Origin of the sequence: Schaalia sp. ZJ405, assembly GCF_011038885.2 — a bacterium.
In the GTDB taxonomy this organism is placed as follows: Bacteria; Actinomycetota; Actinomycetes; order Actinomycetales; family Actinomycetaceae; genus Pauljensenia.
Window position 1 is genome coordinate 295,436 of sequence record NZ_CP064952.1, and the last position, 23,561, is coordinate 318,996.

Here is a 23,561-nt window from a genome sequence, read left to right on the forward strand (position 1 = left end):
TGTCATAACTCTATGACAAATCACATTGTCATGGTATCGTGACAATATGGCGTTGATCGGCAATGAACTGGAACTCGGTGCCGCTATCCGTGAGCACCGCGACAAGGCGGGGCTCACACAGGCTGAGCTTGCCGCGCGTGCCGGGGTTTCGCGCGCCTTCATCATCGATATCGAACGAGGGCGACGCCCTCGTGCCGAACTTGGACGCGTCCTCGCACTATTACGATCCCTCGAAGTGTCGATCACCCTGACTGCGGCGGACACTCGAAGCATGGATGAAATCCTCGACGCGCTCGTGGGAGACCAACTCGTGGAGGACAGATGAGAGTCGCTTTCGCCCTCTACGGCAAGGTCGCCGGAATAATCGAGAGAACCGGACCGCGCACATCGCTGCGGTATCTGCCTGAATATCTTGTCCAAGAAGCTCCAACGCCTCTCTCGTTGTCGATGCCGATTGCCTCGACGACGTACATGACGAAGCCAATTGAGGCATACCTCCGGGGGCTTTTGCCCGATAATCCTCAGGTCGTCGACAGATGGGCACGCAAAGCACATGTTCGTCCCGGCAACACTCTCGGTTTGATCGCGCACTATGGTGCGGACATGCCCGGCGGTGCAATTTTTGCTCGGGAGGATGAGATTGACAGCCTTCTCGAACGTCCAGGTCGGCTTATTCCTGCATCCGAGGCTGACATCGCGCAAAGGCTCAGGAGAATCCGTCGTGACGGTGCTGCCTGGCAGGAAGAATCCGATGCCGAGCACTGGAGCCTTGCCGGAGCCCAGTCAAAGTTTGCTCTGGCATGTACAGCCCAAGGATGGGCCTTCGCGCAAGGCTCACAGCCGTCAACCCACATCGTTAAACCAGGGATTGACACAATCCGTTCGCAAGCACTCATCGAACATGTGAGTATGCGAGCGCTCGACATTGTGGGGCTCCCCGTGGCCCACAGTGAATACCAGATATTCGAGGATCAGCCTGCGATCGTCATTCGACGTTTCGATCGAGGAGTGACAACGTCTGGGGCAACGATTCGGATCCACCAGGAAGATCTTGTTCAATCCTTCGCCACGGATCCTCGGAGAAAATACGAGAGCGATGGTGGCCCTGGAGTTCAGAGGATTTCTGCGCTCCTGAGAATGACGGCGGGTGAAGATTCCGTTGAACGCTTTGCTCGTGCGGTCATCGCCAACTACATCATCGGCGCACCGGACGCGCACGCAAAGAACTACGGAGTTCTTCTCGTTGGGCCTCGGGTGAGTCTGACACCGCTCTACGACGTTGCGACCGGTCTTGTGCCCGACGCTAATGGACGCCTGCGTTATCCGCGCGCAGCAATGTCGATTGGCGGTGAACGAAGATTCGGCGATGTCGAGCGAAGGAATTGGGAACGTTTTGCGCGCCTCATCCAGTTGCCGCCCGACCAGGTTATTCACTGGGTTGATGAATTAGCGATATCGATTCCGCGCGCGTTCGAGCAGGCGGCAATCGACACTCAGGCTCCGGACTCACCGTTCCTTGCCGGCGTTGTCGCCAAGAACATCGCTGCGGTAGCGCAGCAGACTAGGCGAGGGTTGAGTACTTCTCGGCGCGTGGGCGGTCGAATTGTTCGGCCGTTCATTGACGACATGATGACGAACTGAATATGTGGTGAACGCGTGTTCGTCACCTTTTCCCACGGCGGCCAGCCGACGCGGAGGATCTCAATGAACACCACTATGATCAGCACCATGACGCTGCACATGCACGATTCCAAGACCGCCCGCCTCCAGGAACTGACGCCCGTGACACCCGGTCACGTGGGGATTTACCTGTGTGGCGCAACGGTTCAGGGGGCTCCGCACGTCGGACACCTGCGGGCGGCCGTCGCTTTCGATGCGCTTGTGCGGTGGCTGCGTCGCAGTGGGCTGGACGTCACCTACGTTCGCAACGTCACCGACATTGACGACAAAATCCTCAATAAGTCAGCCGAGGCCGGAGCGCCGTGGTGGGCGTGGGCGTACCGCTTTGAGCGAGAATTCACCCAAGCCTACGAAACCCTCGGCGTGCTCCCACCCACCTATGAACCGCGCGCCACCGGACACATTCCCGACCAGATCGCCCTGGTGCGCAGACTCATTGAACGCGGACACGCCTACGACGATGGCCGGGGAAATGTCTACTTTGATGTGCACTCGCAGTCCGACTACGGGTCGCTGACCCGCCAGCGCCTAGAGGATATGCGGACCACCGAGGACGAGGCGCAGATCGATTCTGCTGTTGAGGCGGGTAAACGTGACCCACGGGATTTCGCTCTGTGGAAGTCCTGGAAAGCGGGTGAACCTCAGACCGCTGCGTGGGAATCCCCCTGGGGGCGAGGCCGTCCGGGCTGGCACCTCGAATGCTCGGCAATGTCACGCCGATACTTGGGCGATGAGTTCGATATCCACGGCGGCGGCATCGACTTGCGTTTCCCCCATCACGAAAATGAGCAGGCTCAGTCCCACGGCGCGGGATGGGATTTCGCGCGCCTGTGGGTGCACAACGCATGGGTGACAACCAAGGGCGAAAAAATGTCGAAGTCCCTGGGGAACGTCTTGTCGATCGGTGCCCTCACGCAGGATTATCCGGCCGTTGCCGTGCGCTGGGCCCTGTCAACCGTGCATCATCGTTCCGCAATTGAATGGGCTCCGGAAACCCTCCCCACGGCGGCTGCGGCCTGGGCAAAGTTCTCCTCGTTCATTGAGCGTTCCATCGACTCTGTTGGTGAGGTTGGTTTCGATGAGGTCCACTCCCTGGGCAGCGGTGACCTGCCCGAAGGCTTCGTTGCGGCGATGGACGATGACCTCAACGTCGCGGGCGCTCTGGCCATCATTTACGAGCACCTCAAGACGGGGAACACGGCGCTTTCCGAAGGTGATGCCCAGGTTGTACGACGCGAACAGCTGCTGGTGCGTTCGATGCTCGACGTCCTCGGCCTCGATCCCGCATCGGCGCAATGGCGTTCTGGCCTGGGTAGCGGTGGAGGATCAGATTCTGCCGAGCATGATGCTCTTGATTCTCTGGTGCAGACTCTGCTTGATGAACGTGCCTGTGCCCGCGCCGCAAAAGACTGGGCTCGGGCCGACGAATTGCGTGATCGCCTGGGACATGCCGGCATCATGATCGAGGACGGACGCGACGGAGCCACGTGGCATCTCGCCTAACGCGGGATGAGACATCGGTAGGCGTTTGTTGTTGTGATCAAGTGAATCAACACGCAGTCCCGCAACTTCGTGTGCTTGACAGGCCAGCAGGCCGCTAGGCTGGGTGTTATTAAGCAGCCTCGTCCTCGTCAATGAATACGACAAAGGCGACGGACACGAACGGGCATCGTCCGCACGAAGCAAAGGGGACCACTATGGCCGGAAACGATGGACGCCGCGGCGCCTTACGGAAGCCGGGAACGAAGAAAGGTCCCAAGGTCGGCACCGGCGGTCATTCGCGGCGCAGGCTCGAAGGGAAAGGCCCCACCCCCAAGGCCGAGGACCGAACCTATCACCCGGCATATAAGCGCAAGGTGGAGCGTGAGAAACGTCAGGCGCAGGAAGCGGCGATCGCTCGGGCTCGTGCGAAAACCTCGATCAAGATCCCCGAGGGGCACGAGCTAATTTCCGGGCGTAATCCGGTTGCCGAGGCCGTGCGCGCAAACGTTCCCGTTGAACGCGTCTTCGTTCTCGACAACGTCAAAGATGAACGAGTCGAGGAAGTCATTCGCAAAGCCTCGGCGCTGGGTGCTCCCGTTTTGGAGGTGACACGCCGTGACTTGGATGTTGCCACTGACGGGGCCGTGCATCAGGGAGTTGCCATCGATGTTCCCGCCTATGAATACCTCGATGTTGCCGATCTGATTGCGCAGTCCACTCAGCAAGTCGGTGAGCCGCTGCTTGTTGCCCTTGATCAGGTGACGGATCCGCATAACTTGGGCGCTGTTTTGCGGTCGACCGGGGCATTTGGTGGAGATGGCGTCATTATTCCGGAGCGGCGCAGCGCATCGGTGAATGCCACGGCGTGGAAGGTGTCGGCGGGTGCGGCGGCTCGGGTCCCTGTTGCGCGTGCAACGAACCTTGTTCGTGCGTTGGAAGACTGTAAGAAAGCTGGATTCTTTATCGTCGGCCTCGATGGGGGAGGCGAGGCCGAGTTGCGCAATCTGCCTTTGGCCACGGCGCCACTGGTTGTTGTCACCGGGGCTGAGGGGGCTGGTCTGTCGCGTCTTGTGCGGGAAACCTGCGATCAGATTGTGTCGATTCCGATTTCCTCGACGGTAGAGTCCCTGAACGCGGCTGTTGCCACGGGTATTGCGTTGTACGAGGTCGCCTCGGTGCGGGCGGCGGAGGCTAGCCAAGAGTAGAGCGTCCGTTTGTGTGAGGCTGACGCGCCCCGGCTCTGAATGAGTCGGGGCGCTAGTGTATGACGAGCATAAACATGGGTCACGCTTAAAATGTGATATCATATTGATATATGATTCAATCGAAGGAGCCGCGATGACACATAACGACGTGACCAATGATGGCGTTCCCGCTGTCGCAGACGATGAAATCGTCGTCGCCACCTCACCGCACAACGTCAGTCCACGAGTCGATATCTGCGAAAAGCCTGCTCGCTCCTTGGGAAGCGGTGTAGCGTTCCTCGTTCTTCTCCTCATCATCGCCAGCCTCGCCGGCGCAGTTCCGAGCTTCGTCATGGCTGCTATCTCGGAGGAAGGCGGCGGTGAAGCCGCGGAAAAGGCTGGCCTGTATGGGCTGCTCGGAGGGGTGCTCATCGTCCTCTTCTTGATCCTCCTGACAACCCTGACGATCGTGCCACCGGGACAGACCAGTGTTCGCCAGTTCTTTGGAAAATACATTGGAACCGTGCGCCGCACCGGCCTAGTCATCGTTCCCCCATTCACCGGAGGAAAGAAAGTCTCCGTCAAAGTTCACAACTTCGAGACCCACGAACTCAAAGTCAATGACTCTGACGGTAACCCCATCAATATCGCCGCGATTGTCGTGTGGCAGGTTGCCGATACTGCGCGCGCCGTTTTCGCCGTTGAACAATACGAAGAATTCATCCAAACCCAAGCTGAGGCTGCGCTGCGTCACGTTGCCACCACTCACCCCTACGACGAACCGGGACCCGGTGAAACCTCGCTGCGTGGAGCCACCGACCTCGTATCGGAGGAACTGGCCGAAGAAGTTGCCGCTCGTGTTGCTCTCGCCGGACTTGAAATTGTCGAGGTGCGGATCTCGTCTCTGGCCTACGCCCCCGAAATCGCCCAGGCAATGCTCCAACGCCAGCAAGCCGGAGCAGTGATTGCCGCACGTGAACAAATCGTTGAAGGGGCAGTGAGCATGGTCAACCAGGCCCTCGCACGCCTCGAAAACGAAGGGATCGTCGACATGGACGATGAACGCCGAGCCCAGATGGTCTCCAACCTCCTCGTTGTCCTGTGCTCCGACCAACGCACGCAACCCGTGGTGAACACGGGGTCGCTGTACGCGTAATCTGCGGTCCTCCCCGCGACGCAGAGTACCGAGGGAGAGCCACACAGGGGAGGAGTCATGACAGGAAAAGAACGCAAAAGTATCCTCCTGAGGCTTGATCCCGCCGTCCACGAAGAACTTGCCAAGTGGGCGGCGGACGAGCTGCGCTCAGTGAACGCCCAGATCGAAATCATTTTGCGACGCGCACTGAGGGAAGCGGGACGCGAGGCAAAGGCAGCTCCGATGAGAGGGCGTGGTCGTCCTCGTCAAGAAAAGGCTGATGATCAGGACCGGATCAGCGACTGACGAGGACGAGGCGCGCCCCCTTGTGTCGAATAGAATCGCCCCGATGTCGAGCAAACGCTAGACTCTCGATGTACGGCCACCGTCGTACGGACGTCGAATTCGGGGGAGATACCCATGCCAGCCGTGATCGTGCTTGGTGCCCAGTGGGGCGACGAAGGCAAAGGCAAGGCCACAGACCAGATCGGCCACCTGACCAACTACGTGGTGAAGTTCAATGGTGGAAACAACGCGGGACACACCGTTGTCATTGACGACGAGAAATACGCGCTTCACCTGCTCCCCGCCGGAATCCTCTCCCGGGGAGTCACGCCGATCATCGGAAACGGCGTCGTCGTTGACATCGAAGTTCTTTTCCAGGAAATCGAGGAAATGACGGCACGCGGCGTCGACTGCTCGAAGCTGAAGATCTCATCGAACGCCCATATCATTCCCTCGTACAACCGCTTCATCGATCAGGCCAATGAGAAGGCCCGCGGACATAACCTCATTGGCACGACGGGGCGCGGCATCGGTCCGACCTACGCTGACAAGATGAACCGCATCGGTATCCGTATCCAGGACCTGTTCGCTCCGGAAACCCTTGCGGAAAAAGTCGCGCTCGCCCTGGCGCCGAAGAACGAGATCTTCCAGGCCGTTGGCATGGACACCCTTGATGCCGCCGAAGTGACGCAGGAACTCCTGTCCTACGCTGAGCGCATCCGCCCGATGGTCTCCGACGTATCGCTTGAAGTCAACAATGCTCTTGATCGCGGCGAAACCGTGCTTTTCGAGGGCGGTCAGGCGACGATGCTCGACATCGATCACGGAACCTACCCGTTCGTTACCTCGTCGAACCCAACAGCTGGCGGTGCCCTCACCGGGTCCGGAGTTGGTCCCACCCGTATCGACCGAGTTGTTGGCGTTGCCAAGGCCTATACGACACGCGTTGGTGAAGGACCGTTCCCCACCGAGTTGACCGACGAGGTGGGTGAAGAGTTGCGTACGAAAGGCGGAGAGTTCGGCGTCACGACAGGTCGTCCTCGTCGCACCGGCTGGTTTGACGCAGTCATCGTGCGCTACGCGACGCGGGTCAACGGACTGACAGACATCTGCTTGACCAAACTTGACGTGCTCTCGGGCTACAAGTCAATCCCGCTGTGCGTTGCCTACGAGGTTGACGGAGTTCGTACGGAAGACATGCCTCTCGATCAGGGAGCTTTTGAGCGTGCCATCCCGATTTACGAGGAAATGCCCGGATGGGATGACGACATCTCCCAGTGCCGGTCCTTTGACGAACTGCCTGAAAACGCTCAGGCCTACGTCACACGTCTTGAGGAGATCTCTCGTTGCCGCATCCAGTCGATCGGAGTTGGTCCCGGTCGTGAGGCAACAATCGTTCGCTACCCGCTGCTGGGGGAATGATTCTCGCCGGTGAGCTGGTGAGCCAGTGAGCCGGTGAGTAGGAGCGCAAGAGAAGGACGAAAAGTCTGAAGACGCCGAGCCGAAAGCGCCTGTCGGCGCGAAGGCCGCTCGTAGCGGCAGAGTTTGGAGCCCGGGGCTTAGCGGCTCGGCGCAGGCATTAGCATATGCGAGAGGGAAACACTTGCGCATTTTCAGCCAGGTGATTTCGCGCACCGATGTTCTCGCGCGCCGACTGTGCGACGATGGATACCGTGACTACCGGTAATGATCCTCAGTACTCCAGTCCCTTTCCCAAGAGACGTGACCTTGCCCAGCGCGCAGCGGCGTCAACGGACAGTGCGGACGTGCGTGAGCACGATGAGCGAATGACCAACAGTCAGCTGGGTGAATCCTCCACAGAGGCATCGCCCATTCGTGATCAATCGGCACAGGCGTCACAGAATGAGACCCGTGAGCCTGTGGACACCGCGGATACTTCCCCACGCTTCCCATTACGCCGGGACGTCGTGCACAGCGATGAGGACGATGACGAGTCACAGGGCGGCATCCTCGACACCTTCTTTCGCAAGCTTTCCGTTCCAGCGGGACTGAGAGTCTCGGCGATCACCGTTCTCATCCTCTCTGCTGGAGCTGTCGGAGTCTGGTTCCTGCCCGGCGCTCAATGGACGTTCATCCCCGTTATCGGCTTAGCCGGTGTCCTCCTCGCCGCCGGATGGCCACGGCTCACGGGAGTGCGTATTCGCTCCCTCACCCAGGGGGTCCTCGTGCTCTCGGCTCCCCTCATTCCTCTGACTGTCGCGTTAACTCAGGATCTTCGCGTCGCGGTTTCAGCGCTTGCTTTGGCGATCGTCGCACTTGTCATCACGTCCATTCTTGAAGCCCCAACACCCGTTGACCACCACATTTGTGACGCTCCGACGAACAACGAACCTCGGGGAGCATGGTACGTCGAAGACACGGGACAACAGGTAAGGCCGTCATGGAGGACAACCTCGACAATGGCTTCCCTCGCCTCGGGGATTACAGCGCTCCTGATCATCACGGGTGGATCGGCATGGGCCGCCCTCGATTCCTTGAATGAATGGGCCGTCACAGTTCCGATTGCAGCGGTTGTTGTTGCCATCGTTGTGTGGGGCAATCAGATCGGCTCAACATTTCGCTCGCAGTCCGTGGCCGCAGTGGTCTCAGCGATTGTCGCGGGAATCGCTGCCGCCGTCATCGCGTGGGCGCTGGGACATGCAACGGCTCTTCAACCGCTTGTCCTTCCGGGGCTGGCTCGGACAATGGGCGAACTTGCGGCAATTGTTTTCCTGGGGGTTGCCACGGGTATTTCTATTGCCCTGGCGATCGTTGTTATTGATGGACTCCTGGGAGACCACGATGTCCGTCAACCTCCCGTAGCAGCGGTTGCCCGGGGTGCCACGAAGTTCCTTGTCGCTGCGGTTCCGGTGTACGTCATGATCCGCGTTGGCGGACTCTGAGACGGGACGCCCAGTCAAAGAAGCCGAATGACCCACGGGGTCGTAGGCTTATCACCATGATGGTGATACCAACGGACCTTCCCTCCTCACTTGCTCCGCTTGCCTGGATGCTGGGAACCTGGGAGGGATGGGGGATGCTCGCAACCGACGGCGAGGACCCCGATACGGCGCTTATTCAACGAATTCGATGCGACATTGTGGCCTCCCAGATGCGGATGACAACGACGCTGTGGCATGCGATTCCCTCGGGACAAACGCCCATTGAGCCGACGTGGGAAGCCGCTGAAGGGCTGCGTCACATGACACGGGGTGACCTGTTCCGTGAGGAAACGATGTACGTCACGGTGTTACCCGGATCGGGAACGCTTCCGCCTCCGGGACAGTACGAACCGCGTGAGTTCACAACAACGGCCTCGGACACGCGAGGTTTCGGCGCGCTGTGGGCAGGTGTGGGCGTGGGTCCTCGGGTGCAGATGACCTCCGACGCCCTTGCCCGATCTCCTCAGGCCGAGGACGTCACCCACCTGGGCCGCATGTACGGGCTGGTCGCTGGGGAACTCATGTGGACCCAGGAGAAAACCGTCGGTCAAGGAGATGCCGCGGTTGAGCTCTCCGGTCGCCTGATGCGCACCGAGCAGGCAACAACGGCCTCGGGTCAAAGTATTGAAGGTATTGCCGCCGAAGGTGAACAGGACGGGTTCCTTGTCTGAAAACCGTGAATCCCCGGTATTTGAGGGACCCGCACTGGCCCAACCTGCCGCGCATTTTGGCGACCCAATTGGCGAGCAGTGGGCGTTGGAGGCAGGACGCGCCCTCGTTGACCGCTGTGATCTTCGCGTGATCGCCGTATCAGGGCCAGACCGTCAGACGTGGTTGACGTCAATCACGAGCCAGGTCATCACCGGCATGGGACCATCTGATTCCCGTGAGCTTTTAATCCTCAGCCCCGAAGGTCGGATCGAACATGCAGCCGCGGTCCTTGATGATGGCTCCACCACGCTACTGATCACCGAGGGTGCACGCGCCGACGGACTCATCGATTTCCTTGAGTCGATGCGTTTTGCCTTGAGAGTTGACGTGGAGTTGCGATCCGACCTCACGGTGTACGGGTCCGTTCGTCCTCGCCCCTCTTCCGGTACAAAAGATTCCCTCATTGACGAGGACGAACCCGGCTCACCTGTGTGCGCAGAAATCGCCGTGTGGGACGATCCGTGGCCGGGACCAACGGATGGAGGAGCGGAATACTTCCGTGGGACACATCCGGGACTGGCCACGCCGATGCGTCTGCACCTGGTCGATGCTTCCCGCAGGAAGGAATTCGAGGAAGACTGGCTGTCTCGGGCGCCGAAACGTCTGCGAGCGGGCATGCTCGCGTGGGAAGCAATGCGCATCGCCGCCTGGCGTCCACGCGTCGGCATCGACACGGATGAGCGGACAATCCCGCACGAGGTTGACTGGCTGCGAACCGCAGTCCACACCGACAAAGGATGCTATCGGGGACAGGAAACGGTTGCCCGCGTCATTAACCTGGGGCGTCCACCGCGCAGGTTCGTGTACCTCCAACTCGATGGAATGCGCTCGGATCTTCCTGAACCCGGTACGCAGATCACGCTGGGGGATCGGGTTGTTGGGAGGGTCACCTCGGTGGCCCGGCACGCCGATCAGGGACCGATTGCGTTGGCGCTTGTTGCGCGCAATCTGCCCGCCGACACGGTTTTCGTTATCGACGGTGTGGCGGCAGCTCAGGAGCTGATCGTTCCTATCGACGGGAAGTCGTCGATTTCACCGCAGAGGCGCCCGGGATTGGGCCTGTCCAACCCCGATCTGCGTCGCGTGGACACTCATGTTCGCGCCGGTAGTGGAAGTCTGGGGGCCCGCTGATGCGCGCGGTGATTCAGCGCGTGACCCGCGCATCTGTCACGGTCGACTCAGAGGTTGTCGGACGGATCGACCGTCCGGGCCTCATGGTGCTGCTCGGTGTGGCTCGCGGTGACGGCGCTGAGCAGGTCGAAACCGTTGCGAGAAAAATCGCGGAACTGCGGCTTTTAGATGGAGAAGTCAGCGTTCTTGACGCGCACGCCCCCGTCTTGGTGGTCTCCCAGTTCACTCTGTACGGGGACACGCGAAAGGGACGCAGGCCCTCGTGGTCTCATGCTGCCCCGGGAGACGAAGCCCAGCCGCTCGTTGCCGCGGTGGTGGAGAATCTACGCGCTCGCGGCCTTGACGTTGCCACCGGCACCTTCGGCGCGATGATGCAGGTGGAATTGGTCAACGATGGGCCTTTCACGGTGCTTGTTGAGGCCTAGCCTCGTCCTCGTCCCCTGAATCCCTCACGCCCTGGGCGAACTAACGGGCACAACCCCGATGCCTGGCCGTAGTGTTAGGGCCAGTGACAGAGTTCAGCAGTGTCGGCGCGGCGTCCCAGTGGCGCGGCCAGCAGGCCGGCATCGAGGGGAGAAGACATGTTTGAACGCTTTACCGACCGTGCCCGACGCGTGGTCGTTCTGGCGCAGGATGAGGCGCGCGGACTCAAACACAACTACATCGGAACAGAGCACCTGCTTCTCGGGTTGATTACCGAGGGCGAGGGCGTGGCCGCAAAGGCCCTTGAAACTATGGGAATCAAGGGTAACGAGGTGCGAGCCAGCGTCGTCGACATCATTGGCGAGGGCGAGAAGCCCGTTGAAGGTCACATTCCGTTTACACCGCGCGCAAAGCGCGTTTTCGAGCTGTCGCTTCGCGAAGCCCTCCAGCTGGGACACAACTACATTGGGACGGAACACCTCCTGCTCGGTCTGCTCAAAGAGGGCGAGGGCGTGGCAGCCCAGGTCCTGACGAAGCAGGGAGCTGACCTTGCGCAGGTGCGTCAGACCGTCATTCAAATGCTCTCGGGTTACCAGCGCGGAGATGATGAACGCCGTGAATCCGTGGGCGCCGGTGTGGGTGGTCCGGGTGGAGCTGAGCGCTCGAACTCGGCAATTCTTGAGCAATTTGGACGCAATCTCACTCAGGCGGCTCGGGACAACAAACTTGATCCCGTGATCGGCCGTCGCACCGAGATGGAACGCGTCATGCAGGTCTTGTCACGTCGAACGAAGAACAACCCGGTCCTCATCGGTGAGCCCGGCGTGGGAAAGACCGCTGTCGTTGAGGGACTTGCGCAGGCCATTGTTCACGGTGACGTGCCTGAGACAATTAAGGACAAGCAGATCTACAGCCTCGATATGGGGTCGCTTATTGCTGGTTCACGCTACCGCGGTGACTTTGAGGAACGCCTGAAGAAGGTTCTTAAGGAAATTCGTACGCGCGGTGACATCATTCTTTTCATCGACGAGATTCACACGCTCGTTGGTGCCGGTGCCGCTGAAGGTTCAATTGATGCGGCGCAGATGCTCAAGCCGATGCTTGCCCGCGGTGAACTTCAGACAATCGGTGCAACAACCAATGATGAGTACCGCAAGTACATTGAGAAGGATGCGGCACTTGAGCGTCGTTTTCAGCCGGTGAAGGTTGACGAACCGTCCGTTGAGGAAACCGTTGAGATTCTCAAGGGGCTGCGTGATCGCTATGAAGCCCACCATCGCGTGATCATTACGGATGATGCGATCAAGGCTGCTGCTGAGTTGGCGGATCGTTACATTTCGGATCGTTTCCTCCCGGATAAGGCGATTGACCTCATGGACGAGGCGGGTGCGCGCCTGCGTATTCGCCGGATGACGGCCCCGCCTGAGCTGCGTGAACTCGACGAAAAGATCGCCGAGGTCAAGCGCAACAAGGAATCCGCGATTGACGATCAGGACTTTGAGAAGGCTGCGGCGCTGCGCGATGAGGAAGCGAAGCTGTTCGCCGAACGCAAAGCGAAGGAAGATGCGTGGAAGGGCGGCGAGAGCGACGAGATCGCCGAGGTGTCCGAGGATGAGATCGCCGAGGTCCTCGCAATGTCCACGGGTATTCCGGTCTTTAAGCTCACCCAGACGGAAACAACGAAGCTGCTGAAGATGGAGGACGAGCTGCATCGGCGCATCATCGGTCAGGACGCGGCTGTGAAGGCTCTGTCGCAGTCGATTCGCCGTACCCGTTCGGGCTTGAAGGATCCGAACCGTCCCGGTGGTTCGTTCATCTTCGCTGGCCCCACGGGTGTTGGGAAGACGGAGTTGGCGAAGGCTCTCGCTGAGTTCCTCTTCGGTGACGAGGATGCGCTGATCCAGCTGGACATGTCGGAATTCTCCGAGAAGCACACGGCGTCGCGTCTCTTCGGTGCCCCTCCCGGGTACGTTGGCTACGACGAGGGTGGGCAGCTCACCGAGAAGGTGCGTCGCAAGCCGTTCTCCGTCGTTCTTTTTGACGAGGTCGAGAAGGCTCACCCCGACATCTTCAACTCGTTGCTCCAGATCCTTGAAGAGGGACGCTTGACGGACGCTCAGGGACGCAAGGTTGATTTCAAGAACACCGTCATCATCATGACAACGAACCTGGGGACGCGGGACATCAACAAGGGGGTTCTCACGGGATTCCAGTCGGCCGACAACCTAACCCACGATTACACGCGCATGAAGGCGAAGGTCAACGAGGAACTCAAGCAGCACTTCCGCCCCGAGTTCCTCAACCGCGTGGATGACACGATCGTCTTCCCGCCGCTGGAGAAGGAACAGATCAAGCAGATTGTTGACTTGATGATCGCGAAGCTGGCCAAGCGCATGGAAGCACAGGACATGCACCTACAGCTGTCCGACGAGGCCCGTGACTTGCTGGCGGACCTTGGTTTCGATCCGGTGTTGGGTGCTCGACCGCTGCGCCGTGCGATCCAACGGGAGATCGAAGACGCGCTGTCTGAACGCATCCTCTTTGGTGAGATTCACGCCGGTCAGGTTGTCACTGTGGGTGTCGAAGGTGAGGGCGTGGATCGCCGCTTCACTTTCAACGGTGCCTGATAGGTGTAAGGCCCGACGTCGCTCGGCTGCGGACTGTTCGGATCGCGGCGAAAACTCCCCCCTTTCCGACCAAAACGTCACAGTGAATCTATTCGTTGTGACGTTTTTGGTCGGAAAAGGCTATTTTGGGGCAATTCTGAGCACTTTGCGTAGCAGTGAATTCTTTCAGTGTGACGTTTTTGTCTCGCAATCGTCATCGTGTCGCCCCCTCTGCCCAGAGGCGTCGAGGAATCAGCGAGGGTGTCTTCACCTGCGAGTGGACATCTGCGACTAAGCTGCGGCCAGGTCGGTACAGTCTGTTGCCCCAGTCGCAGGTCACCCGTCTTTTCGTTGTCATTGCTGGTGTTTGCTCGGGTGCCTTCAGCCGGTGAACGAGGAAAAATCAACTATCTCAAGATCTGAACATACCGCGAAAAGTTCGCTGGAACCATCTTATTTTATGGTGTGAATCACATGTTTCGTGTGGAGGAGTGACCATGACTAAGCGTCCCAGTGGTTCAGACAATACGCAGTCAGTAGCGGATCTTGCACATAAGCCACAGATGTCGATGTTGCAGATTCTTCTTCTCAACTTCGGCTTCTTTGGTATTCAGTATTCCTTCGGTATGCAGCAGAATGCGATCTCACCGATTTATCAGATCCTCGGTGCAGACCCTGCGGACCTACCGATTCTCAACCTTGCAGGACCCGTCACAGGACTACTTATTCAACCCCTCATTGGGGCACTATCCGACCGAACGTGGTCGGATCGTTGGGGCAGACGCAAACCCTTCTTCCTGATCGGTGCCATCGGATGTTCGATCTGCCTGTTCCTATTCCCCTTCGTCACCGCGGTGTGGATGGCAGTGCTGCTGCTCTGGCTCCTTGATGCGTCAAATAACACCGCTATGGAACCCTATCGAGCTTTCATCGCAGATCGCCTGCCGAACAATCAGCTCGCCAAGGGCTTCCTCACACAGTCCCTCTTCACGGGGGCTGGCTCTGCTCTCGCAGCCCTGTCGTTGGCCGGATTGGAAGTTGTTCTCTCCGGAGCAACGGCTGTGGGTATTCCCTACTGGGTATTCGGAGCCTTCATGATCGGCGCAGTCTGCTCGATCGGCTCCGTCCTCGTCAGTGTTCTGTCTACCAAAGAACTCCCACCCACTCCCGAGCAGCGCGCGGAACTTGAACGGAAGAAGAAAGAGGAAGGCTCCTTCGGATTCGTTCGCGACGTCTGGGTTGCCATCATCGAGATGCCGCGCGGCCTGAAGAAACTCTCGGTGGTGTATCTCTTCCAGTGGTACGGAATGCAGATTTTCTGGCAATACCTGGGATTGGCAATGGCCGTCACGCTCTGGTCTGTCGACCTTGCCGACAAGAACTATGCCAAGTCTGAGGCCTTCGCTCAGGCAACGGCATTCTCGGCCTCGCTCATGGCGGTCTACTACATCTCGTGCACGATCGCTGCGCTCTTCCTTGCTGCACTGGCAAACAAGGTGGGGCCGCGCAATGTCCACATGGTCTGCCTGATCCTCGCAGGTGTCTGCTTCTACGCGCTGACGCACATCGACGCAACGGGCAAGCACTGGATTCTCTATATCCCGATGGTGGGTATTGGCATCGCCTGGGCCTCGATCATGGGTGTTCCCTACATCATGATTTCGCGGATGATTCGACGCGACCGCCAAGGCGTGTACATGGGCGTCGTCAACATGATGATCGTCATCCCCCAGCTCATCCAGACGCTGACCTTCGGTTGGATCTTTGAGAACCTGCTTGGCGGATCGCCAACGAACGCCCTGGTCTTCGCCGGTGTCTGCCTGGCAATCGCCGGCGTCCTCATTCAGTGGATCAACACGCGCAAAGACGCTGATCCACTTGTTCAGGCGGAGCTTGCCGCAGCAGAAAAGTAAGGCTCGGGGGAGGAATCATGCCACTGCCCACGGATGTTCGCGATGCTGCGCGATCGGCGCTGGAGTCCCTGGATCCAACGGCACGCGAGATTTTTCTCGCGCGCCTCGACGAATGGGGTCCAGACCTGCTCGACGGCCTCGTCACTCTCTATGGTGCGCAACGGGGAATCGACACGGCGAAACACCTTGTTGAAGCCGCGGCCGGTTCCTACGTTGAGCGCGATGACGATCTCAAAAGGCTCGACCTATCCCGGATGATTCATCCGAACTGGATCCAATCTCCCGATCGCATCGGATACGCGGCCTACACTGAGCGCTTCGGTGGTGACCTGCGTGGCGTTGTCCGACGGATTCCCTATCTCCAAGAACTAGGAGTCACCTATCTCCACCTCATGCCCCTGCTCACGCCCAGACCCGGGGATTCTGACGGGGGTTATGCCGTTGCGGACTACCGCACGGTCCGCGAGGATCTTGGAACAATGGAGGACCTGCGCGTTCTCACGCGTGAACTCCGTGCAAAAGGGATGTCGCTGGTGATGGACCTCGTCCTCAACCACGTTGCCCGTGAGCACGAGTGGGCGCGGCGCGCGCGAGCCGGCGAGCAAAAGTACCGGGACTATTTCCTCATATTCCCCGATCGCACAGAACCGGACGAGTACGAAAAGACTCTTCCGGAGATCTTCCCCGATTTCGCCCCCGGAAACTTCACCTGGGACGAGGAAGCTCAGGGATGGGTGTGGACAACATTCAACTCCTTCCAATGGGATGTCAACTGGGCGAACCCTGAAGTGCTCGTCGAATACGGGGACATCATCCTCAACTTGGCGAACCAAGGGGTTGAGGTCCTGCGCCTGGACGCGATTGCTTTTATGGGCAAACGCAAGGGGACGGACTGCCAAGGTCAACCCGAGGTTCACGCGATCACGGAGGTTCTTCATGCGCTTGTGCGCATCGCCTGCCCCGCGGTGATCCTCAAAGCAGAGGCGATCGTTGCGCCCGAGGAACTCATGCAGTACCTGGGGCGTGGTCGCTACACCGGCAAGGTCTCCGACCTCGCGTATCACAATTCCCTCATGGTGCAGATCTGGTCGATGATGGCCACGAAGGACGTGCGTTTGACCGCTCATGCGCTCGGTTCCCTCCCGGTGGCTCCGGCGAGCTCAACGTGGATTTGCTACGCCCGGTGTCACGACGACATTGGCTGGGCAATCTCCGACCACGATGCCGGAGCGGTCGGCTTGTCCGGCTACTGGCACAGAGTCTTCCTCTCCGACTGGTATTCGGGCCTCTACGAAGGGTCGAATGCGCGCGGCCTCGTGTTCCAATACAACCCGGTGACTAACGATCGCCGGATTTCAGGAACCGCGGCCTCGCTCATTGGCCTTGAGGTCGCGGCTGAGCGTGCGAAGGAAATGAAAGACAGCGTCAACCCCATTGACACGGTGCGTGCCAACCAGGACGTTGACCTGGCGATCCAGGCGCTGTTCTGCGTCAACGCGATGATCTTCGGCTGGGGCGGCGTTCCCGTCATCTGGAGCGGCGACGAGCTTGGACAGTTCAACGATCCGCACTGGGCCGAGGAGGAAGGCCACGAGGCGGACAACCGGTGGGCGCATCGTCCTCGACTTGACGAGGACGCGGTCGCGCTTCGCCACGACCGTTCAACCATTCCCGGACGCGTTTTTGAGTCCATCGCTCACCTGGCAAAGGTCAGGGCATCGTTGCCGTATCTTGAAGCGTCGACGCGTACAGAAATCGGAGCGGTTGATGATCCCGGTGTCCTCGTCACGGTGCGTCATCATCCCTTGGGGACAATGGTCGGTCTATATAACGTCACCCCGACACACAGGAGTTGGCCCGGGTGGCGGCTTGGCCAGTACGGACTTGAGAACGCGGTTGATGCGCTGAGCGGACACTCGGTGCGGGTGGACAGCGATGGGACAATTGCCCTGGCTCCCTACCAACCCATGTGGTTAGTCAGAGGGGAGGACGGCGGAGCTGAGAACTAGGGTCATTGCGTGCCGCTCTGTGACAGGGGGGTGACATGCGGTGGCTGGTCCATGCCGATACGGGTGGCGGACGATCAATGAACAACGGGGATGCGCTGTGCCATTCTGAGTGACAATAGAAGCGAGGCGGTGCCATCACCGTCTCCTTGATCGCAGCGGCCCGCAGAGGGCAGGATCGCACGACATGTCTTGGGAGGCACGGTGGAATCACGGCTTGACACATCCCTGAGCATCGACTGGGGAGCCGCCACGGATGCGGGTCCGGTGAGAACCGAAAACCAGGACTCGTGGCTGTCAGCACCTCCTTTCTTCGTTGTCGCCGATGGGATGGGTGGTCATGCCGGGGGAGCGCAGGCATCTGCGGTTGCCGTCCACACGCTCGGCTCTGTCATGACCTCCGCATTCCGTGGGGAACGCCGCCTAGATGTCACAGATCTTGACGCAGCTATTGAGGCTGCGGGTCATGCAGTTGCTGAGCTTGCAGATCCTGACGATCCGTCGAATTCCCCTGGGACAACCGTGACCGGGGTGCTCGCGTTAAACACCAGTGAACACCCGTATTGGTTAACTTTTAATATCGGGGACTCACGGACCTACGTGGTCGGAGGAGGAGCAATTCGCCAGATCACCAAGGACCACACGGCGATCCAGGAAGCGAAGGACCTCATGGAGGCCACGCACACCCAGCTTGCTGTTCCCTCGGCACACGTTGTCACGCGCGCTCTCGGTGGTGGGCTCCCGGGGTCACCTCAAGCAGACTACGCAGTCGTTCCCATTGTTGACGGTGATGTTGCGATTCTCTGCACCGATGGGGTGCACGGTGTGTTGTCTGATGACGACCTCCATCGCGCAGCAACATCGGGAGACTCTCCTGCCGACATCGCGCACTTCCTCGTTCAGGCAGCCCTGGGAGCGGGAACCCGAGATAACGCAAGCGCGCTAGTTGTGCGCGCCACGACGCAGCAACACGTGGGAAATTCCCGACCTATCACCGAACGCCTCGTCCAGGCCGTGCGTCCTCGCGTCACCGGCCGAGAGTAAGGAAACACCACCAATCGAGGTGGGGGCTGTGTCGATCAGACGCGCCGTGATCACCGCCCCCTGAAGAACAGCTGAGGCGAAGGCCGTGAGGGCCCACAGGGCCCCGATCATGACCCTCCCGGGCAACAGATGTTGCGCAGTGGTCGTTTTGAGGGCCCTAAGTCCCGAATTTGGTACGATTCTCCTGAAGCGACCCAACGATGGGTCTACGCAGCGACAACGGAAGTTGAGGACCTCAATGGTCAAGTACGTTTACGATTTTTCCGAGGGCGACAAGTCCATGAAGGACTTGCTTGGAGGCAAGGGTGCCAACCTGGCAGAAATGACGAAGCTGGGGCTTCCAGTTCCCCCCGGATTCACCATCACCACGCAAGCCTGCCGTGCCTACCTGAAGGACTCCGTTGTTCCTGAGTCGCTGGAAACGGAAGTGACCACCGCTCTGCGTCGCGTCGAGGACCTCATGGGTCGTCGCCTCGGTGATCCCCAGAACCCTCTCCTCGTGTCTGTTCGTTCCGGTGCGAAGTTCTCGATGCCCGGCATGATGGAAACGGTCCTCAACATCGGCCTGAATGACGAGTCGGTCAAGGGTCTGGCTGAGAAGTCGGGCAACGAGCGATTCGCATGGGACTCCTACCGTCGCCTCATCCAGATGTTCGGCAAGACGGTGCTCGACATCGACGGCGACCTCTTCGCCGACGCTCTCGATGACCTCAAGAAGGAACGAGGCGTCACGGGAGACACCGAGCTCAACGCCGATGACCTGCGTGGTCTGGTGGAGACCTTCAAGAAAATTGTTGCCAAGACCAAGGGAATGGACTTCCCGCAGGATCCTCGCACCCAGATGGACATGGCGATTGAAGCCGTGTTCCGCTCGTGGAACACCGATCGCGCACGCATCTACCGTCGCCGTGAGCGTATTCCGCATGACCTGGGCACCGCCGTCAACATCTGCACGATGGTCTTCGGCAACATGGGTGAGGGTTCTGGCACGGGTGTCTGCTTCACGCGCGACCCCTCCTCGGGTCACTCCGGCGTGTATGGCGACTACCTGGAAAACGCTCAGGGCGAGGACGTCGTTGCCGGTATCCGCAACACCCTGGCACTGGCCGATCTTGAGCGCATCGATGAGAAGTCGTACAACGAATTGCGCGCGATCATGCGCAAGCTGGAGACCCACTACCGCGACATGTGTGACATTGAGTTCACCATTGAACAGGGCAAACTGTGGATGCTCCAGACCCGCGTTGGCAAGCGCACCGCCGCCGCCGCGTTCCGTATCGCGACGCAGCTCGTTGAGGAGAAACTCATCACCCGCAACGAAGCCCTTGATCGCGTGACGGGTGAACAGCTGACCCAGCTGATGTTCCCGCAATTCGACGCCGAAGCTGACAAAGAACTCGTTGCCAAGGGTATGGCCGCCTCTCCGGGTGCCGCCGTCGGTAAGATCGCTTTCGACAACGCTCAGGCTGAGGCCGCCGCTGCCGCCGGTGTCAAATGCATCCTCGTGCGCCGCGAAACGAATCCGGATGACCTCCCGGGCATGGTTGCTGCCGAGGGCGTGCTCACGGCTCGTGGCGGTAAGACATCGCACGCTGCCGTTGTTGCTCGTGGAATGGGCAAGACCTGCGTGTGTGGTGCGGAGTCCCTCGACATCAACGCCGATGCTGGCACCGTGAAGATCGGGGACCGTGTTCTGACAGCGGACGATGTCATCGCGATTGATGGCCAGACCGGTGAAATTTTCATCGGTGACGTGCCGGTTGTGGATTCCCCGGTGACAACCTATCTTGCGCACGGCCTCGCCGCTGGCCTCGAAGCTGCTGGTGACAACGAAGGCACTCGTGAACTCGTTGAGTCCGTTGATCGCCTGCTCACCCACGCCGATAAGGTTCGCCGTCTGCGGGTCCGCGCGAATGCGGATACGCCGGAGGATTCTCGCCGTTCCATTGAGTTCGGTGCCGAAGGCATTGGCCTGTGCCGCACCGAGCACATGTTCCTCGGCGCACGTCGTCCGCTGGTTGAGCGCGCCATTCTCTCCGAAGCGGGTTCGCAGGAACGTCGGGATGCCTTCGATGAGCTTGAGAAACTGCAAAAGCAGGACTTCTTGCAGATGCTTGAGGTCATGGATGGAAAGTCGATGACGGTTCGCCTCATTGACCCGCCGCTGCACGAATTTATGCCGGCTCTAGGTGACCTGGAAGTCAAGGTCGCTGTTGACCGGGTTGCGGGGACGGTTGATCCTGACGATGAGAAGATGCTCGTCGCGGTTCGTCGCTTCCATGAGCAAAACCCGATGCTCGGCTTGCGCGGTGTTCGCCTTGGCATCTACCTCCCCGGTCTTTTTGGGCTACAGATGCGCGCTCTGTGTGAGGCCGCTGCTGAACTTGTGTCCCGCGGTCTTGATCCTCGTCCGGAGATCATGGTTCCGCTGGTTGGCTCGGTCCGTGAGCTTCAGCTGATCCGCGAGGAAGGCGAAAGCATCATCGCTCAGGTGTCCGCTGATCGAGGCGTTGACCTGTCGAAGATCACGATCGGCGCAATGATCGAGCTTCCGCGTGCGGCAATGACCGCCGAAGACTTGGCGGAGGAAGCCGACTTCTTCAGTTTCGGCACGAATGACCTCACCCAGACGGTGTGGGGCTTCTCCCGTGACGATGTTGAGGGCGTGTTCTTCGCCGACTACATCGAGGCTGGAATTTTCGGCGTGTCTCCCTTTGAGTCCATTGACGTTCACGGTGTGGGCACCGTGGTTTCTGAGGGCGTGCGTCGCGCACGTTCAACGAAACCGAATATCAAGCTCGGTGTCTGTGGCGAACACGGTGGCGATCCCGCATCGATCCACTTCTTCCACGAGGTCGGCATCGACTACGTGTCCTGCTCTCCGTTCCGTGTTCCTGTGGCTCGTCTTGAGGCTGGCCGCGCTGCGGTCGGTGGTGGCTCCACCACGGCGTGACGTTGAGTCGCTGACCCTGTAGAGGCCGGGTCCGCACTGTCCGAAAGGACGGTGCGGACCCGGTTTGCCTTTGAGCGGGTGGGGGGGGGTGGGACACCGGTATTCGCTGTGATATCAGAGATGAAGATCATGGCAGACATGAGGAGGTCGCAGTAATGTGATGAGTCTGACGCAAAATTAATTAGGTTATACTTATATTGCTTCTTTACGCCTTAGCAAAATGTCGCTAGGCTTCATGAGTAAGGTTTTCATCGCGCTCAGCGAGTGCACGGATGCCAATGACAATTGACGTCCCTCCTCGCCGGGCATCCCGCGTATCCCTGCGGTGATATAGGAGGCAAATTAGCGTGCACCCTCGTCGACGCTCGGCACCCACGCAGACGCTCGCTCGGTCGGCTCACCAGTCGTCGGTTCTGTGGTTCTCATCTGTCCTCCTCATCGGGGCTGTTCTTTGTGCGATCTTTTCGTGGACAACACCTGCCATCGCACAACCTGTGGACGCACGCTCAGCTGCGATCAATGCCCAGGTGAGCGCTGCGAACGAAAAACAGACGTGGACAGCTGTCGCCGAAGAGATGGGGCAGATGCTCGATCGGGCGGAAAAGACCTATCTTGACGGAGATGTTCAAGGCGGCAAGGACGGCGTGAATGAAGCGTATTACCGTCGCTATGAAGTTCTTGGCTTTGAGAAGCAGGTGATGGCGCGGATTTCCGGTGATCGAGTGTCCAGCGTCGAGATGGAATTCGCCCTCGTGAAGAAAGCAATGAACGAGGGCGACGACCAGGGGGTCAAGCAGCACACGCAGACTCTGAAGACCTATCTGAGCGAAGACGCCGCAGTTCTCGACGGAACCAGCGGATCGGGTGGCGGCGCGGGGAACGCGAACGACTACAGCCCGGGAGCCTGGGGCGAGGTTGCCAAAGACATGGCAGGCATCCTCGATCGGGCGGAAAAGACCTACCTTGACGGAGATGTTCAAGGCGGCAAGGACGGCGTGAATGAAGCGTATTACCGTCGCTATGAAGTTCTTGGCTTTGAGAAGCAGGTGATGGCGCGGATTTCCGGTGATCGAGTATCCAGCGTCGAAATGGAATTCGCCCTCGTCAAGAAAGCAATGAACGAGGGCGACGACCAGGCAGTGGCCGAGCACGTTGCCACTCTGAAAAACTTTCTTCGCGAAGACGCGAATTCTCTTGATGGCTACACCGGTGCTCAGACCGCAATGACGAGCCCTTGGCTCACGGGATTCCTGCCGTCACTTGCGGTGATTCTCCGCGAAGGAATGGAAGCGATCCTCGTTGTTGCCGCTGTGTTGGCGTATCTGACGAAAGCGGGGCATCGCGACAAGACGCGCTTTGTGTGGCTCGGTGTTGGGCTGGCACTTGTGGCTTCCGTGGCGCTTGCCGTCCTCTTTACCCTGGTCAAAGCTGCGGCCGGAGCCAACCAGGAACTCCTCGAAGGGGTAACCGCACTATTCGCCGTCGCCATGCTCATCTGGGTGTCCAACTGGATGATCAACAAGTCCTCCGGACAAGCCTGGGACCGGTATATCAAAGACACAACGGACCGGTCACTGACCAACGGATCCCTTTTTGGCCTCGTCTTCATCGTGTTCCTCGCGGTGCTGCGTGAAGGAGCAGAGACAATCCTCTTCTACGTCCCGGTCTTCTCAAACGCCGGCGACGCTGTGGGCTACGTCTGGATGGGCCTGGGCGTCGGGGCTCTTGCTCTGATCGTTGTCTTCCTCCTCATCCAATTCGCAGCGATACGCATCCCGCTGCGTCCATTCTTTACAGTGACGTCGATCCTCCTGGCGATCATGGCGTTCACATTCACGGGAGCCGGAATCAAGGAACTCCAGGAAGCCGATGTGGTTTCACTGACCTACCTTGAAGGCTTCCCCACCATTGACCTCTTGGGGATCTATCCCCGAGTGGAGAACCTTGCTGCACAGGCACTGGTTCTCATGATCATCGTTGGGCTCTATGCCTGGGGTGCTGTGCGCAATCGACGCGCCCTAACGACGGTCACCAACAATGCAACCAACCCTCAACATGGAGAATGA

17 protein-coding genes are annotated in these 23,561 nt (G+C 59.4%); all 17 read left to right on the forward strand.

Going from position 1 to position 23,561, the window contains the following annotated elements; all coding sequences use genetic code 11:
• The first annotated feature begins 46 nt into the window (after positions 1 to 46).
• Positions 47 to 325: a helix-turn-helix transcriptional regulator gene (locus G7Y41_RS01255; protein WP_165316130.1), complete on the forward strand. Its 279-nt coding sequence runs from the start codon at positions 47 to 49 to the stop codon at positions 323 to 325.
• Complete coding sequence (locus tag G7Y41_RS01260; RefSeq protein ID WP_165316131.1) at positions 322 to 1,641, forward strand: type II toxin-antitoxin system HipA family toxin; 1,320 nt, start codon at positions 322 to 324, stop codon at positions 1,639 to 1,641. Before G7Y41_RS01255 ends, G7Y41_RS01260 begins: the two co-directional genes overlap by 4 nt.
• A gap of 87 nt (positions 1,642 to 1,728) precedes the next feature.
• Positions 1,729 to 3,183 (forward strand): cysteine--tRNA ligase, encoded by a 1,455-nt coding sequence (gene cysS, locus G7Y41_RS01265; RefSeq protein ID WP_165316162.1) that lies wholly within the window; start codon positions 1,729 to 1,731, stop codon positions 3,181 to 3,183.
• 194 nt (positions 3,184 to 3,377) lie between these two features.
• Positions 3,378 to 4,367 (forward strand): 23S rRNA (guanosine(2251)-2'-O)-methyltransferase RlmB, encoded by a 990-nt coding sequence (gene rlmB, locus G7Y41_RS01270; protein WP_165316132.1) that lies wholly within the window; start codon positions 3,378 to 3,380, stop codon positions 4,365 to 4,367.
• Positions 4,368 to 4,500: 133 nt separating this feature from the next.
• A complete protein-coding gene (locus tag G7Y41_RS01275; RefSeq protein ID WP_165316133.1) occupies positions 4,501 to 5,502 on the forward strand; it encodes an SPFH domain-containing protein in 1,002 nt (333 codons plus the stop codon).
• Positions 5,503 to 5,559: 57 nt separating this feature from the next.
• Positions 5,560 to 5,787: a type II toxin-antitoxin system antitoxin gene (locus G7Y41_RS01280; protein ID WP_165217338.1), complete on the forward strand. Its 228-nt coding sequence runs from the start codon at positions 5,560 to 5,562 to the stop codon at positions 5,785 to 5,787.
• A 114-nt stretch (positions 5,788 to 5,901) separates the two neighbouring features.
• Entirely contained in the window at positions 5,902 to 7,188 is a 1,287-nt protein-coding gene (locus tag G7Y41_RS01285; protein ID WP_165217340.1) for an adenylosuccinate synthase, read from the forward strand.
• A 242-nt stretch (positions 7,189 to 7,430) separates the two neighbouring features.
• Positions 7,431 to 8,669, forward strand: coding sequence for a hypothetical protein (locus tag G7Y41_RS10000; RefSeq protein WP_231367332.1), 1,239 nt, complete (start codon positions 7,431 to 7,433; stop codon positions 8,667 to 8,669).
• Positions 8,670 to 8,725: 56 nt separating this feature from the next.
• Positions 8,726 to 9,379: a heme-binding beta-barrel domain-containing protein gene (locus G7Y41_RS01295; RefSeq protein WP_165316134.1), complete on the forward strand. Its 654-nt coding sequence runs from the start codon at positions 8,726 to 8,728 to the stop codon at positions 9,377 to 9,379.
• A complete protein-coding gene (ygfZ, locus tag G7Y41_RS01300) occupies positions 9,372 to 10,550 on the forward strand; it encodes a CAF17-like 4Fe-4S cluster assembly/insertion protein YgfZ (protein WP_165316135.1) in 1,179 nt (392 codons plus the stop codon). Before G7Y41_RS01295 ends, ygfZ begins: the two co-directional genes overlap by 8 nt.
• On the forward strand, positions 10,550 to 10,975 hold the full coding sequence (gene dtd, locus G7Y41_RS01305) for a D-aminoacyl-tRNA deacylase (protein ID WP_165217346.1): 426 nt from the start codon (positions 10,550 to 10,552) through the stop codon (positions 10,973 to 10,975). The genes ygfZ and dtd overlap by 1 nt, the downstream gene beginning before the upstream one ends.
• 156 nt (positions 10,976 to 11,131) lie before the next feature.
• A complete protein-coding gene (locus G7Y41_RS01310; RefSeq protein WP_165217348.1) occupies positions 11,132 to 13,600 on the forward strand; it encodes an ATP-dependent Clp protease ATP-binding subunit in 2,469 nt (822 codons plus the stop codon).
• Between the two features lie 476 nt (positions 13,601 to 14,076).
• Positions 14,077 to 15,492 (forward strand): MFS transporter, encoded by a 1,416-nt coding sequence (locus G7Y41_RS01315; protein WP_165316136.1) that lies wholly within the window; start codon positions 14,077 to 14,079, stop codon positions 15,490 to 15,492.
• 17 nt (positions 15,493 to 15,509) lie between these two features.
• Entirely contained in the window at positions 15,510 to 17,501 is a 1,992-nt protein-coding gene (locus G7Y41_RS01320) for an alpha-amylase family protein (protein WP_165316137.1), read from the forward strand.
• 201 nt (positions 17,502 to 17,702) lie between these two features.
• On the forward strand, positions 17,703 to 18,542 hold the full coding sequence (locus G7Y41_RS01325; RefSeq protein WP_165316138.1) for a PP2C family protein-serine/threonine phosphatase: 840 nt from the start codon (positions 17,703 to 17,705) through the stop codon (positions 18,540 to 18,542).
• A 238-nt stretch (positions 18,543 to 18,780) separates the two neighbouring features.
• The gene (gene ppdK, locus G7Y41_RS01330) at positions 18,781 to 21,495 is read left to right on the forward strand and encodes a pyruvate, phosphate dikinase (protein ID WP_165316139.1); all 2,715 of its coding nucleotides are present in this window, start codon (positions 18,781 to 18,783) and stop codon (positions 21,493 to 21,495) included.
• Positions 21,496 to 21,842: 347 nt separating this feature from the next.
• Positions 21,843 to 23,561 carry an FTR1 family iron permease gene (locus tag G7Y41_RS01335; protein ID WP_442984251.1) on the forward strand — a complete coding sequence of 573 codons (1,719 nt, stop codon included), beginning with the start codon at positions 21,843 to 21,845 and terminating at the stop codon, positions 23,559 to 23,561.